At 51.7% G+C, this 14,361-nt stretch carries 14 protein-coding genes and 5 tRNA genes; 18 read left to right on the top strand and 1 reads right to left on the bottom strand.

Annotated features, from left to right (window positions below; translation table 11 throughout):
• Nucleotides 1–1,264 precede the first annotated feature (1,264 nt).
• The 18 genes from cydA to pnuC all read left to right on the top strand — a co-directional run bounded on the left by cydA (nucleotide 1,265) and on the right by pnuC (nucleotide 13,320).
• Entirely contained in the window at nucleotides 1,265–2,833 is a 1,569-nt protein-coding gene (cydA, locus tag ACH0WD_RS17500) for a cytochrome ubiquinol oxidase subunit I (protein WP_000884369.1), read from the top strand.
• A 15-nt stretch (nucleotides 2,834–2,848) separates the two neighbouring features.
• On the top strand, nucleotides 2,849–3,988 hold the full coding sequence (gene cydB / locus ACH0WD_RS17495) for a cytochrome d ubiquinol oxidase subunit II (protein WP_000568258.1): 1,140 nt from the start codon (nucleotides 2,849–2,851) through the stop codon (nucleotides 3,986–3,988).
• Nucleotides 3,989–4,003: 15 nt separating this feature from the next.
• Nucleotides 4,004–4,117: a cytochrome bd-I oxidase subunit CydX gene (cydX, locus tag ACH0WD_RS17490; protein WP_000270278.1), complete on the top strand. Its 114-nt coding sequence runs from the start codon at nucleotides 4,004–4,006 to the stop codon at nucleotides 4,115–4,117.
• Entirely contained in the window at nucleotides 4,117–4,410 is a 294-nt protein-coding gene (gene ybgE / locus ACH0WD_RS17485) for a cyd operon protein YbgE (protein ID WP_000148790.1), read from the top strand. Before cydX ends, ybgE begins: the two co-directional genes overlap by 1 nt.
• Before the next feature lie 228 nt (nucleotides 4,411–4,638).
• Nucleotides 4,639–5,043, top strand: a complete 405-nt coding sequence (gene ybgC / locus ACH0WD_RS17480; protein WP_001046240.1) for a tol-pal system-associated acyl-CoA thioesterase — start codon at nucleotides 4,639–4,641, stop codon at nucleotides 5,041–5,043.
• Entirely contained in the window at nucleotides 5,040–5,732 is a 693-nt protein-coding gene (gene tolQ, locus ACH0WD_RS17475; protein WP_000131318.1) for a Tol-Pal system protein TolQ, read from the top strand. Before ybgC ends, tolQ begins: the two co-directional genes overlap by 4 nt.
• A 3-nt stretch (nucleotides 5,733–5,735) precedes the next feature.
• Nucleotides 5,736–6,164: a colicin uptake protein TolR gene (gene tolR, locus ACH0WD_RS17470; protein ID WP_000124676.1), complete on the top strand. Its 429-nt coding sequence runs from the start codon at nucleotides 5,736–5,738 to the stop codon at nucleotides 6,162–6,164.
• Between the two features lie 64 nt (nucleotides 6,165–6,228).
• On the top strand, nucleotides 6,229–7,407 hold the full coding sequence (gene tolA, locus ACH0WD_RS17465) for a cell envelope integrity protein TolA (protein ID WP_000030571.1): 1,179 nt from the start codon (nucleotides 6,229–6,231) through the stop codon (nucleotides 7,405–7,407).
• A 123-nt stretch (nucleotides 7,408–7,530) separates the two neighbouring features.
• Nucleotides 7,531–8,823: a Tol-Pal system beta propeller repeat protein TolB gene (gene tolB / locus ACH0WD_RS17460; protein ID WP_001562341.1), complete on the top strand. Its 1,293-nt coding sequence runs from the start codon at nucleotides 7,531–7,533 to the stop codon at nucleotides 8,821–8,823.
• A 34-nt stretch (nucleotides 8,824–8,857) separates the two neighbouring features.
• Nucleotides 8,858–9,382: a peptidoglycan-associated lipoprotein Pal gene (pal, locus tag ACH0WD_RS17455; protein WP_001176623.1), complete on the top strand. Its 525-nt coding sequence runs from the start codon at nucleotides 8,858–8,860 to the stop codon at nucleotides 9,380–9,382.
• Between the two features lie 9 nt (nucleotides 9,383–9,391).
• Complete coding sequence (cpoB, locus tag ACH0WD_RS17450; RefSeq protein WP_000097553.1) at nucleotides 9,392–10,180, top strand: cell division protein CpoB; 789 nt, start codon at nucleotides 9,392–9,394, stop codon at nucleotides 10,178–10,180.
• Nucleotides 10,181–10,344: 164 nt separating this feature from the next.
• Nucleotides 10,345–10,420 (top strand) — tRNA-Lys (locus ACH0WD_RS17445).
• 136 nt (nucleotides 10,421–10,556) lie between these two features.
• Nucleotides 10,557–10,632: transfer RNA gene (locus ACH0WD_RS17440), tRNA-Val, on the top strand.
• Nucleotides 10,633–10,635: 3 nt separating this feature from the next.
• Nucleotides 10,636–10,711, top strand: a tRNA-Lys gene (locus tag ACH0WD_RS17435).
• Nucleotides 10,712–10,853: 142 nt separating this feature from the next.
• Nucleotides 10,854–10,929 (top strand) — tRNA-Lys (locus ACH0WD_RS17430).
• A 134-nt stretch (nucleotides 10,930–11,063) separates the two neighbouring features.
• Nucleotides 11,064–11,139: transfer RNA gene (locus tag ACH0WD_RS17425), tRNA-Lys, on the top strand.
• A 393-nt stretch (nucleotides 11,140–11,532) separates the two neighbouring features.
• The gene (gene nadA / locus ACH0WD_RS17420; RefSeq protein ID WP_000115331.1) at nucleotides 11,533–12,576 is read left to right on the top strand and encodes a quinolinate synthase NadA; all 1,044 of its coding nucleotides are present in this window, start codon (nucleotides 11,533–11,535) and stop codon (nucleotides 12,574–12,576) included.
• Between the two features lie 24 nt (nucleotides 12,577–12,600).
• Entirely contained in the window at nucleotides 12,601–13,320 is a 720-nt protein-coding gene (gene pnuC / locus ACH0WD_RS17415; protein WP_000345367.1) for a nicotinamide riboside transporter PnuC, read from the top strand.
• On the opposite strand, the gene zitB is transcribed toward pnuC, so the two are convergent.
• The gene (zitB, locus tag ACH0WD_RS17410; RefSeq protein WP_000951250.1) at nucleotides 13,317–14,255 is read right to left on the bottom strand and encodes a CDF family zinc transporter ZitB; all 939 of its coding nucleotides are present in this window, start codon (nucleotides 14,253–14,255) and stop codon (nucleotides 13,317–13,319) included. The two genes, pnuC and zitB, sit on opposite strands and share 4 nt — an antisense overlap.
• Nucleotides 14,256–14,361: the final 106 nt, after the last annotated feature.

Raw genomic sequence — 14,361 nt, 5'->3', positions numbered from 1 at the left:
GCGCTTTCCGCCATGAAAAAAACGCATTGCAGCATTACACTATGTTGACGCTAACCTCTATAGTAAATTGACGCTTGACTCTGTGGCCGCGCATGTTTGCCTGAGCGCGAACTACATGTCTCCTCAGATGTATCGCGCTTACACAGACTGCTTGTTTAATGGCAGAATAAAACAGCTATTTTAATCATAAGAGTACCGGCATTATTTCCCTGAAGTATTAAAGATATCGTTTAATAAATTATATGAACTTTTGCTGGTTAAAAGAGGTTAACTTTAAAAATTATTAAGAACTTATTGACACTATTCGTTCGTGATTAATCATGTTTAAAGGGTATTTATGGCTGCGAATAAACAGAATTATCACTATGAGTGACGTAGAAATTGAGGGTGAATCTGTGAAGGTGATAACAGAATCTTCGCTATAATAATTATAGAGAGGTAAATACGGTGTTATTGAAATAAAGAAAAAGTAGCGAATAAAATGTTTGTTTCTGGCTATCTGGAAAGCTTATTAGCGATAATTAAGGCGATAACCTGGCAAGATGATCCTGGCCGTTAGTCGTCGGGAAAGGGAAGTTGGGGCAGGGTAATCACGGTGGGATGATGGCGCGTGTGCAATGAGATAGTTTCTTTGCGGTGTTAATTATAAGTAAAATAAAAATAGACTAAATGTATAAAATAATAAGTGTTGATAATCTGCAGAAAAAATCTGTGAGCTATTTAGCAATAATTGAACATCAATGTGGAATGTTTTTTACTGGATGCGGGGCAGTAAAAAACGCACAAAATGTTTAGCCTTATCGAATAAGCCTCTTTTTACAGGGGGTTTGAAATTACTCTTTGCAAAAACAAAAAGTTAACAAAAAATTCACCATGCATTCAATGAATAAACATTATTAACATTAACTTCAAAAATTGATTTTAATCAATATTTAAATGTTGGAAAAGAGCATCAAAACTGGTTAAATTGTCCGTGATCAAATTCCCTGAAAAGCGATAGATTAGCCATAAATTGATCGCTGTCGAAAAAAGCAAATCTGACCCACTAAAAACCTGTTTATTGTAAGGGTTTTACGGCGTAATATATTTGCGGGATCAATTTGGGTTTTTTATTAACATGTTTGTAACTTTTCATCATTACTGTTTCCTTCCCGAGGGGATAGTACGATGGAAGGCCGCAAATAAATTTGTATTGGGGCATGCGTGTGACCCTTTCTAACGGGGTTCACTCTCGGAGTCTTCATGCGATGAGCAAGGAGTCATGATGTTAGATATAGTCGAACTGTCGCGCTTACAGTTTGCCTTGACCGCGATGTACCACTTCCTGTTTGTGCCGCTAACGCTCGGTATGGCGTTCCTGCTGGCCATTATGGAAACGGTATACGTCCTTTCCGGCAAACAGATTTATAAAGATATGACCAAGTTCTGGGGCAAGTTGTTTGGTATCAACTTTGCTCTGGGTGTGGCTACCGGTTTGACCATGGAGTTCCAGTTCGGGACAAACTGGTCGTACTACTCCCACTATGTTGGGGACATCTTCGGTGCGCCGCTGGCCATCGAAGGTTTGATGGCCTTCTTCCTCGAATCCACCTTTGTAGGTCTGTTCTTCTTCGGCTGGGATCGTCTGAGTAAAGTTCAGCATATGTGCGTCACCTGGCTGGTGGCTCTGGGGTCCAACCTCTCCGCGTTGTGGATTCTGGTAGCGAACGGCTGGATGCAAAACCCAATCGCTGCGGATTTCAATTTCGAAACCATGCGTATGGAAATGGTGAGCTTCTCTGAACTGGTACTGAACCCGGTAGCACAGGTGAAATTTGTTCACACTGTGGCGTCCGGCTATGTCACCGGCGCGATGTTCATCCTCGGTATCAGCGCTTACTACATGCTGAAAGGTCGTGACTTCGCCTTTGCTAAACGCTCCTTTGCTATTGCTGCCAGCTTCGGTATGGCTGCCGTACTGTCCGTTATCGTACTCGGTGACGAATCCGGTTACGAAATGGGCGATGTGCAGAAAACCAAGCTCGCTGCGATTGAAGCTGAATGGGAAACGCAACCTGCTCCGGCCTCCTTTACCCTGTTCGGCATTCCTGACCAGGACAAACAGGAAAACCATCTGGCGATTCAGATCCCTTATGCGCTCGGCATTATCGCTACGCGTTCCGTGGACACGCCGGTTATTGGCCTGAAAGATCTCATGGTTCAGCATGAAGAGCGTATCCGTAACGGGATGAAAGCCTATGAACTGCTGGAGCAGCTGCGCGCCGGTTCTACCGACCAGGCCGTTCGCGACCAGTTTAACAGCATGAAGAAAGATCTCGGTTACGGCCTGCTGCTGAAACGCTATACGCCTAATGTGACTGACGCGACCGAAGCGCAGATCCAGCAAGCGACGAAAGATTCCATTCCTCGCGTTGCGCCGCTGTACTTCGCTTTCCGTATCATGGTGGCGTGCGGCTTCCTGCTGCTGGCGATCATCGCACTTTCCTTCTGGAGCGTGATTCGTAACCGCATCGGTGAGAAAAAATGGCTGTTGCGCGCGGCGCTGTACGGTATTCCACTGCCGTGGATTGCGGTTGAAGCAGGTTGGTTCGTCGCCGAGTATGGTCGTCAGCCGTGGGCGATCGGCGAAGTGTTGCCGACAGCCGTGGCGAACTCATCGCTGACCGTGGGCGATCTGCTGTTCTCCATGTTCCTGATTTGCGGCCTGTATACCCTGTTCCTGGTGGCAGAATTGTTCCTGATGTTCAAATTTGCACGCCTTGGCCCAAGCAGCCTGAAAACCGGTCGCTATCACTTTGAGCAGTCCACCGTGACTTCTCAGCCGGCACGCTAAGACAGGAGTCGTCAAATGATCGATTATGAAGTACTACGTTTTATCTGGTGGCTGCTGGTTGGCATTTTGCTAATTGGTTTCGCCGTCACCGATGGGTTCGACATGGGGGTGGGGATGCTCACCCGTTTCCTCGGTCGTAACGACACCGAACGTCGAATTATGATTAACTCTATCGCCCCGCACTGGGACGGTAACCAGGTGTGGTTGATCACCGCGGGCGGCGCGTTGTTTGCTGCCTGGCCGATGGTTTACGCTGCGGCGTTCTCCGGTTTCTATGTGGCGATGATCCTGGTGCTGGCGTCTTTGTTCTTCCGTCCGGTCGGTTTTGATTACCGTTCCAAGATTGAAGACCCGCGCTGGCGCAACATGTGGGACTGGGGCGTGTTCATCGGTAGCTTTGTGCCGCCGCTGGTGATTGGCGTGGCCTTTGGCAACCTGTTGCAGGGCGTACCGTTCCATGTAGATGAGTATCTGCGTCTGTACTACACCGGTAACTTCTTCCAGTTGCTGAACCCGTTTGGTCTGCTGGCGGGTATCGTAAGCGTAGGGATGATCATCACGCAGGGGGCGACTTACCTGCAAATGCGCACCGTTGGCGAACTGCACCTGCGCGCGCGCGCCACCTCGCAGATTGCGGCGCTGGTGACATTAGTGTGCTTTGCGCTGGCGGGCGTTTGGGTAATGTATGGTATTGATGGTTATGTCGTGACATCCGCGATTGATCATCATGCCGCCTCTAACCCGCTGACTAAAGAAGTGGCGCGTGAAGCTGGCGCCTGGCTGGTGAACTTTAATAATGCTCCGATCCTGTGGTTGGTTCCGGCTCTGGGCGTGGTTCTGCCGCTGCTGACTATCCTGACTTCCCGTATGGAGAAAGGCGCGTGGGCATTCCTGTTCTCTTCGCTGACCCTGGCCTGCATTATTCTGACGGCGGGTATCGCTATGTTCCCATTTGTGATGCCGTCCAGCACGATGATGAATGCCAGCCTGACCATGTGGGATGCGACATCCAGCCAGATGACGCTGAACCTGATGACCTGGGTTGCGGCGGTGTTCGTACCGATCATTCTGATCTACACCAGCTGGTGTTACTGGAAAATGTTCGGTCGTATCACTAAAGAACATATTGAAAGCAACACCCACTCTCTGTACTAAAGTAAGGAGCTTAAAATGTGGTATTTCGCATGGATTCTGGGAACGCTTCTTGCCTGTGCATTCGGGATCATTACCGCCCTGGCGCTTGAGCACGTTGAAGCGGGTAAAACCGGTCAAGAAGAAAGCTAATGACCCATATTATCGCAAAACTGTATGCGGTAATGGACAAGCGCCCCTTAAGGGCGCTTTCCTTCGTGATGGCGATAGTGCTGGCAGGATGTATGTTCTGGGACCCGTCACGGTTTGCCGCCAGGACCAGCACGCTTGAAATCTGGCACGGATTATTGCTGATGTGGGCGGTTTGCGCAGGCATAATCCACGGTGTGGGGTTTCGCCCTGAATCCGTACACTGGCAAGGGATTTTTTGTCCGCTCCTTGCGGATATCGTCCTTATCGTCGGCCTGATTTTCTTCTTCTTGTGAATAAGAAACCTCCTTAAAAATATAGGGGCTTGCATAAGCCCATATATTTTTACTCTCCCTTAACTTCCCCCCATTCCCAAGCCTCATTCCCACGCGTATAGTAGCAACGTTTAAAAGCTCTACTTTTGTTGCATTACCGGGATGTAAAGTGAATACAAGGCGATATACAACGGCATTCTTGAGGCATTACGGCGGCAAGCGGATGACGCCAACAAAGAGGCTGCAGGGATGAATAAGTATATGTTTCGATGGCCAATTCGAGTTTATTACGAAGACACGGACGCCGGCGGTGTGGTTTATCACGCCAGCTATGTCGCTTTTTATGAAAGAGCGCGCACGGAGATGCTGCGTCACCATCACTTCAGCCAACAGGTGCTGCTGGCGGAGCGGGTCGCCTTTGTGGTGCGCAAGATGACGCTGGAATACTATGCGCCTGCGCGGCTCGACGATATGCTTGAAGTTCAAACAGAAATTACGTCAATGCGTGGCACCGCTTTGGTTTTCACGCAACGCATTGTCAACGCAGAGAACACGCTGCTAAATGAAGCAGAGGTTCTGATTGTTTGCGTTGATCCACTCAAAATGAAGCCTCGTGCGCTTCCTAAGTCTATTGTCGCGGAGTTTAAGCAGTGACTGACATGAATATCCTTGATTTGTTCCTGAAGGCAAGCCTTCTGGTTAAACTTATCATGTTGATTTTGATTGGTTTTTCAATAGCATCCTGGGCCATCATTATCCAGCGAACGCGTATCCTGAACGCCGCTGCGCGTGAGGCGGAAGCGTTTGAAGATAAGTTCTGGTCCGGAATCGAACTATCGCGTCTGTACCAGGAAAGCCAGGGGAGACGCGATAGTCTGTCGGGCTCGGAACAAATTTTTTATAGCGGGTTCAAAGAGTTTGTCCGGCTCCATCGCGCCAACAGCCATGCGCCGGAGGCAGTGGTAGAGGGGGCGTCGCGTGCGATGCGCATCTCCATGAACCGAGAGCTGGAAACGCTGGAAACGCATATCCCGTTTCTTGGCACGGTAGGCTCTATCAGTCCTTATATCGGTCTGTTTGGCACCGTATGGGGGATTATGCATGCGTTTATCGCCCTGGGCGCGGTGAAACAGGCGACTCTGCAAATGGTTGCGCCGGGTATTGCCGAAGCATTGATTGCCACGGCGATTGGTCTGTTTGCCGCTATCCCTGCGGTTATGGCTTACAACCGACTGAATCAGCGCGTGAACAAGCTGGAACTGAATTACGACAACTTTATGGAAGAGTTCACCGCGATTCTGCACCGCCAGGCGTTTACCGTAAGCGAAAGCAACAAGGGGTAAGCCATGGCCAGAACGCGTGGACGAGGTCGTCGCGAACTTAAGTCCGAAATCAATATTGTACCGCTACTCGACGTACTGTTGGTGTTGCTGCTGATCTTTATGGCAACCGCGCCGATCATTACCCAGAGCGTGGAGGTCGACTTGCCGGAGGCGAATCAGTCGCAGGCGGTCAGTAGTAACGACGATCCACCGGTCATTATTGAGGTTTCCGGAGTAGGGCAATACAGCGTAGTGGTTGATAAAGATCGAATGGATCAACTGCCGTCTGAACAGGTGATCGCAGAAGTAAAGCGTCATCTGCAGGCTAATCCGAAAACAGTCTTTTTAATCGGCGGCGCGAAAGAGGTGCCGTACGATGAAATAATTAAAGCGCTGAACTTGTTACACAGCGCGGGCGTAAAATCGGTTGGCTTAATGACGCAGCCAATCTGAAGTCTGCGTCCCGTTGGCTTGAAAGACGGCGAGTAACAGGCGAACAGTTTTTTGGGAACCGAGAGTGTCAAAGGCAACCGAACAAAACGACAAGCTCAAACGGGCGATAATTATTTCAGCCGTGCTGCATATCATCTTATTTGCAGTGCTGATCTGGAGTTCGTTTGATGAGCATATAGAGGCTTCTGCCGGCGGCGGCGGTGGTTCCGCTATCGACGCGGTGATGGTCGATCCTGGCGCCGTTGTGCAGCAGTACAACCGTCAGCAGGATCAACAGGCCAGCGCCAGACGCGCGGAAGAAGAGCGTAAAAAGCTGCAACAGCAGCAAGCAGAGGAGCTGCAGCAGAAGCAGGCTGCCGAACAGGAGCGGTTGAAACAACTTGAGAAAGAACGTTTAGCGGCTCAGGAGCAACAAAAGCAGGCTGAAGAAGCGGCAAAACTGGCGCAACAGCAGCAGCAACAGGCCGAAGAAGCGGCGAAAGCGGCGGCGGACGCGAAGAAAAAAGCGGAGGCCGAAGCGGCGAAAGCGGCGGCGGACGCGAAGAAGAAAGCGGAAGCCGAAGCGGCGAAAGCGGCGGCGGACGCGAAGAAGAAAGCGGAAGCCGAAGCGGCGAAAGCGGCGGCAGACGCGAAGAAGAAAGCAGAGGCCGAAGCGGCGAAAGCTGCGTCGGAGGCGAAGAAGAAAGCGGAGGCCGAAGCGGCGAAAGCAGCGGCGGAGGCGAAGAAGAAAGCGGATGCCGAGGCGGCGAAAGCGGCGGCGGAGGCGAAGAAGAAAGCGGATGCCGCGGCGGCGAAAGCAGCGGCGGACGCTAAGAAGAAAGCGGCTGCCGAAAAAGCGGCCGCCGCAGAAGGCGTCGACGATCTGCTTGGCGATCTCAGCTCGGGTAAGAATGCGCCGAAAACCGGCGGCGGCGCGAAAGGGAATGGCCAGCCATCGAAAGATAGCGGTACATCGGGCGCTAACGGTGGGGCGACAGGCGCTGATATCAGCGCCTACGCGAAACAGATTCAGGTCGCGATTCAGAGCCGTCTGTATGATGCGAGCCTGTATCAGGGCAAACAATGTGTCTTGCATATTAGCCTGGCGCCGGATGGCTCATTAAAAAGCATTACGTCTGAGGGCGGCGATCCGGCGCTTTGTCAGGCGGCGTTAATGGCGGCAAAAACCGCGAAAATTCCTAAACCGCCAAGCCAGGCTGTTTATGAGAAAATAAAGGATGCCAAACTAGACTTTAAACTGTAGATACTTTTCTTTATGGAAGTTGGAGCAGTTGAGTTGTTACTGGTCCTGGTGGTTTTGTGTATTTGAGTTTGTTAACATTCTGCTAAATTATCGTGGGTCGCAGGCCCAGGTATGGGAGATATGATGAAGCAGGCATTACGAGTAGCATTTGGTTTTCTGATGCTGTGGGCGGCAGTGCTGCACGCAGAAGTCCGTATCGAGATCACCCAGGGGGTGGACTCGGCGCGACCGATTGGCGTTGTGCCTTTTAAATGGGCCGGGCCGGGCGCTGCGCCTGAAGATATCGGTGGCATCGTGGCGGCAGATTTACGCAATAGCGGTAAATTTAATCCGCTAGACCGGTCCCGACTGCCGCAGCAGCCAGCCACCGCTCAGGAAGTTCAGCCTACCGCATGGTCTGCGCTGGGTATTGATGCCGTCGTCGTTGGGCAGGTAACGCCGAATCCGGACGGTTCCTACAATGTTGCTTATCAGCTGGTTGACACTGGCGGCGCGCCGGGGACTGTACTGGCGCAAAACTCTTATAAAGTGAACAAGCAGTGGCTGCGTTATGCAGGCCATACCGCCAGTGACGAAGTCTTTGAAAAACTGACGGGCATTAAGGGCGCGTTCCGTACTCGTATCGCCTATGTGGTACAGACTAATGGCGGTCAGTTCCCGTATGAACTGCGTGTGTCGGATTACGATGGTTACAATCAGTTTGTGGTGCACCGTTCTCCGCAGCCGTTGATGTCTCCGGCGTGGTCTCCGGACGGCTCAAAACTGGCTTACGTGACATTTGAAAGCGGTCGCTCCGCGCTGGTTATCCAGACGCTGGCAAACGGCGCAGTGCGTCAGGTTGCGTCCTTCCCGCGTCACAACGGCGCGCCGGCCTTCTCGCCGGATGGGACGAAACTGGCGTTCGCGTTATCGAAAACCGGAAGTCTGAACCTGTACGTTATGGATCTCGCCTCCGGCCAGATTCGTCAGATAACGGACGGGCGTAGCAACAATACGGAGCCGACCTGGTTCCCGGACAGCCAGACTCTGGCCTTTACTTCTGACCAGGCTGGACGTCCGCAAGTGTATAAAATGAACATTAACGGCGGTGCGGCGCAACGTATTACCTGGGAAGGTTCGCAAAACCAGGATGCGGATGTCAGCAGCGACGGTAAATTTATGGTAATGGTAAGCTCAAATAACGGGCAGCAGCACATTGCCAAACAAGATCTGGTGACGGGGGGCGTACAGGTTCTGTCGTCAACGTTCCTGGATGAAACGCCAAGTCTGGCACCTAACGGCACGATGGTAATCTACAGCTCTTCTCAGGGGATGGGATCTGTGCTGAATTTGGTTTCTACAGATGGGCGTTTCAAAGCGCGTCTTCCGGCAACTGATGGTCAGGTGAAATCGCCTGCCTGGTCGCCGTATCTGTGATAATAATTAATTGATTACTAAAGGAATTAAAGAAATGCAACTGAACAAAGTGCTGAAGGGCCTGATGATTGCCCTGCCTGTTATGGCAATCGCGGCATGTTCTTCCAACAAGAACGCCAGCAATGACGGTAGCGAAGGCGGTATGCTGAACGGCGCCGGCACGGGTATGGATTCGAACGGTAGCGGCAATATGTCGTCTGAAGAGCAAGCGCGTCTGCAGATGCAGCAGCTGCAGCAGAACAACATCGTTTACTTCGATCTCGACAAGTACGATATCCGTTCTGACTTCGCGGCAATGCTGGATGCGCACGCTAACTTCCTGCGTAGCAACCCGTCTTACAAAGTCACCGTAGAAGGTCACGCGGACGAACGTGGTACGCCTGAGTACAACATCTCCCTGGGCGAACGTCGTGCTAACGCCGTTAAAATGTACCTGCAGGGTAAAGGCGTTTCCGCTGACCAGATCTCCATCGTTTCTTACGGTAAAGAAAAACCTGCCGTACTGGGCCACGACGAAGCGGCTTACGCTAAGAACCGTCGCGCTGTACTGGTTTACTAAGAGAATTGCATGAGCAGTAACTTCAGACATCACCTGTTGAGTCTGTCGTTACTGGTTGGCATAGCGGCCCCCTGGGCCGCTTTTGCTCAGGCGCCAATCAGTAGTGTCGGCTCAGGCTCGGTCGAAGACCGCGTCACTCAACTTGAGCGTATCTCTAACGCTCACAGCCAGCTTTTAACCCAACTTCAGCAGCAGCTCTCCGATAATCAGTCTGATATCGATTCTTTGCGCGGCCAAATCCAGGAAAATCAGTATCAACTGAATCAGGTGATGGAGCGCCAGAAGCAAATTATGCTGCAGCTGGGGAGCTTAAATAATGGCGGCGCAGCGCAGCCAGCGGCTGGTGACCAGAGCGGGACGGCAACCACTGCGACCCCCGCCCCGGATGCCGGTACGGCAACCTCAGGGGCGCCGGTACAAAGTGGCGATGCGAATACCGATTACAATGCGGCAATTGCGCTGGTGCAGGATAAGTCTCGCCAGGATGATGCGATTGTGGCGTTTCAGAACTTCATCAAGAAATACCCTGATTCTACTTATCAGCCGAACGCCAATTATTGGCTGGGCCAGTTGAATTACAACAAGGGTAAAAAAGATGATGCCGCCTATTATTTCGCCTCGGTAGTAAAAAACTATCCTAAGTCGCCGAAGGCTGCGGACGCGATGTACAAAGTTGGCGTTATCATGCAGGACAAAGGTGATACGGCAAAAGCGAAAGCGGTTTATCAGCAGGTGATTAACAAATATCCTGGCACTGATGGCGCGAAACAGGCGCAGAAGCGTCTTAACGCGATGTAATGCGTACCATGCGACCAGAAAACGCCTTTTTTCTGGTCGCGTCGTGCGATTCCTAAGCAGTTGAGCCCTCTGCGTCGAAATTTTTGTTGCGCTCAAATCTGAAATCAGTAATATATGCCGCCGTTGCCACGGGATATTAAACAACTCGAAAGCAACGTAAAAGTGGGTCGTTAGCTCAGTTGGTAGAGCAGTTGACTTTTAATCAATTGGTCGCAGGTTCGAATCCTGCACGACCCACCAATCGTTCGGTGGAAACGAGAATAAAACGTGAAGGATAACGTTGCGTCAGCAACGGCCCGTAGGGCGAGGCAAAGCCGAGTCATCCTGCACAACCCACCACTAACTTCGGTTAGTCAGTAATATCCAGCGTAGTATCGGGTGATTAGCTCAGCTGGGAGAGCACCTCCCTTACAAGGAGGGGGTCGGCGGTTCGATCCCGTCATCACCCACCACTCGGGTCGTTAGCTCAGTTGGTAGAGCAGTTGACTTTTAATCAATTGGTCGCAGGTTCGAATCCTGCACGACCCACCAATTTAACATCAAACTCAGATGTTGAACGTGAAGGATAACGTTGCGTCAGCAACGGCCCGTAGGGCAAGGCGAAGCCGAGTCATCCTGCACGACCCACCATCTTTAGATGGTCCGAGTAAAATCTTTCAGGCAGCACCCGTATGGGTCGTTAGCTCAGTTGGTAGAGCAGTTGACTTTTAATCAATTGGTCGCAGGTTCGAATCCTGCACGACCCACCAATATACAAGGTGGTAACTGGTAGAGAACGTGAAGGATAACGTTGCTTTAGCAACGGCCCGAAGGGCGAGGCGAAGCCGAGTCATCCTGCACGACCCACCATCCTGAATGATTGAAGCAGTAACCCTTATCCAAGGGGTCGTTAGCTCAGTTGGTAGAGCAGTTGACTTTTAATCAATTGGTCGCAGGTTCGAATCCTGCACGACCCACCAATTTAACATCAAACTCAGATGTTGAGCGTGAAGGATAACGTTGCGTCAGCAACGGCCCGAAGGGCGAGGCGAAGCCGAGTCATCCTGCACGACCCACCAATGTAAAAAAGCGCCCTAAAGGCGCTTTTTTGCTATCTGCGATATGGAAGATTCGAACCTGCCGCAGGTTTGGGTCTTGCCTGATGCGCTGCGCTTATCAGGCCTACAGACGGCACCGCTCACGTAGGCCAGATAAGACGTTACGCCGCCATCAGATACGGGGCTACGTAATTATTGTGACTTTCCTTATTGAATCAGCTATCTTGTTTAGCATATAAAACAAACTAACCGATTGTGGCGTTTATTACGCTTTCATTCGGTTGTTTCGTTAAGTCAGTAAAACGAGAAGCCACGATGAGCGTAATGTTTGACCCACAAGCCGCAATCTACCCGTTCCCGCCGAAACCAACGCCGTTGAACGACGATGAAAAGCAATTTTATCGTGAGAAAATCAAGCGGTTGCTCAAAGAGCGCAATGCCGTCATGGTGGCGCACTACTACACCGATCCGGAAATTCAACAGTTAGCAGAAGAAACCGGCGGCTGTATTTCCGACTCACTGGAAATGGCCCGTTTCGGCGCGAAGCACGCCGCATCCACGCTGCTGGTAGCGGGCGTACGGTTTATGGGGGAAACCGCCAAAATCCTCAGCCCGGCAAAGACCATTCTTATGCCTACCCTGGCGGCGGAATGTTCGCTGGATTTAGGCTGCCCAATAGACGAATTTAGCGCTTTTTGTGATGCGCACCCTGACAGAACCGTAGTGGTCTATGCTAACACCTCGGCTGCTGTTAAAGCGCGTGCGGACTGGGTTGTGACCTCCAGTATCGCCGTAGAACTGATTGAGCATCTGGATAGTTTGGGGGAAAAAATTATCTGGGCGCCGGACAGACACCTGGGGAATTACGTGCAAAAACAGACCGGGGCCGATGTACTGTGCTGGCAAGGAGCGTGTATCGTGCATGACGAGTTTAAAACTCAGGCGTTGACCCGTTTAAAAAAAATCTATCCCGATGCCGCTCTTCTGGTTCACCCTGAATCGCCGCAGTCCATTGTCGAGATGGCCGATGCGGTGGGCTCCACCAGTCAGCTTATTAAGGCGGCAAAAACGCTGCCGCACAGACAGCTTATCGTGGCGACCGATCGCGGCATCTTCTACAAAATGCAGCAGGCGGTGCCTGAAAAAGAGCTGCTTGAAGCGCCCACGGCTGGCGAGGGGGCGACCTGCCGTAGCTGCGCGCACTGTCCGTGGATGGCGATGAATGGCCTGAAAGCCATTGCTGAAGGGCTGGAGCAGGGAGGCGCGGCGCATGAAATACAGGTTGATGCGGCGCTACGCGAGGGCGCATTACTGCCCCTCAACCGGATGCTGGATTTTGCGACTACACTTCGGGCGTAAAGACGGAAATCTTTGGGGGAGAGAATGGATTTTTTTAGTACACACAACATACTGATTCATATTCCGATTGGCGCTGGCGGGTACGATCTCTCGTGGATCGAAGCGGTAGGAACCATCGCCGGCCTGCTCTGTATTTGGCTTGCCAGTCTGGAGAAGATCAGCAACTACTTTTTTGGGCTGGTTAACGTCACCCTGTTTGCGATTATTTTCTTTCAGATCCAGCTTTATGCCAGCCTGTTGCTGCAACTCTTTTTCTTTGCCGCCAATATTTATGGCTGGTATGCGTGGTCGCGGCAAACAAAGGATAATCAAGCCGAGCTTAAAATCCGCTGGCTGCCGTTGCCAAAAGCAATGGCATGGCTGGCGATATGTGTGATAGCTATCGGTTTGATGACGCGATATATCGATCCCGTATTCGCCGTCCTGACGCGCGTGGCCGTCGCCATTATGCAGATGCTGGGGTTACAGGTGACAATGCCTGTACTGCAACCGGACGCTTTCCCGTTCTGGGACTCTTGCATGATGGTGCTGTCTATCGCGGCGATGATTCTGATGACACGCAAATATGTCGAAAACTGGCTCCTGTGGGTGGTAATCAACGTGATCAGTGTGGTGATTTTTGCTTTGCAGGGCGTCTATGCGATGTCGCTGGAATATCTGATCCTGACATTTATCGCCGTGAACGGTAGCCGCCTGTGGATAAACAGCGCGCGGGAGCGAGGATCGCGCGCGCTTTCCCGTTAATGGTGATGAACATGCCCGGATGGCGTCTGATTCAGATGACAGTCCGGGCCGTGACACACTTGATACTCCATCTGAATCGTAGCGTGCGCAATATGGTATTCGTGCATCAGAAAATCCTGGATACGTTCCAGCAGCGCATCATGGTCGTGTGGCGGAATGACCTGAGCGTGCAATGTCATGACCGGTTTTTCGCCGACCATCCAGACATGCACATGGTGTACGTTACGGACTTCGGGGATTTCCCGGCTTAAATGGCGCTGTAAGGCATTAATATCCAGCGAAACCGGCGCGCCTTCCAGCAATTCGTTGACGCTATCTTTTAACAAACGCCAGGCGCTGCGTAACACCAGTACCGAAACCAGAATAGAGAGAATCGGGTCCGCTGGCGTCCAGCCCGTCCAGATAATGATCAGCGCGGCGACTATTGCGCCGACGGAACCCAGCAAATCGCCCATCACATGTAGCGCGGCAGCGCGCACGTTCAGGTTTTTTTCATCGCTTCCCCGATGGAGAATCCAGAACGCAAACAGGTTCGCCAGCAGACCCGCAACCGCAATCACCATCATCAGATTGCCCGCCACCGGACGTGGCGTGTAAAAGCGCTCTATCGCTTCCCAGACAATGAGAAGGGTAATGACCACCAACGCAATGGCATTCACAAAGGCCGCCAGAGTGGTGAGTCTTAGCCAGCCAAAAGTGTGGCGAACAGTCGGGGGACGACGGGAGAATTGAACCGCCAGCAGCGCAAAGAGAAGGGCCGCCGCGTCGGTGAGCATATGTCCCGCATCCGCCAACAACGCCAGAGAGCCGGAGAGTATCCCGCCCACCACCTCAAGGAGCATAAATCCGGCAGTGACGATAAAGGCGAAAAGCAGGCGACGAGCATTATTATCTTTCGGCAGGTGTGAATCGGCATGAGAGTGTGAGTGCGCCATAACGTCATTCCTTTGTTATTCTCATCAATACTGTAGACATCATACTGATTTTTCGCTGACAAAATAAAAAGGAGAGCGAAAGCTCTCCCGTTATCAGACTTTTTTC

It is taken from the genome of Salmonella sp. 2020_1395 (assembly GCF_043848115.1).
GTDB classification, from domain to species: Bacteria; Pseudomonadota; Gammaproteobacteria; order Enterobacterales; family Enterobacteriaceae; genus Salmonella; species Salmonella enterica.
This window is presented reverse-complemented; position numbering and strand designations above follow the sequence as displayed.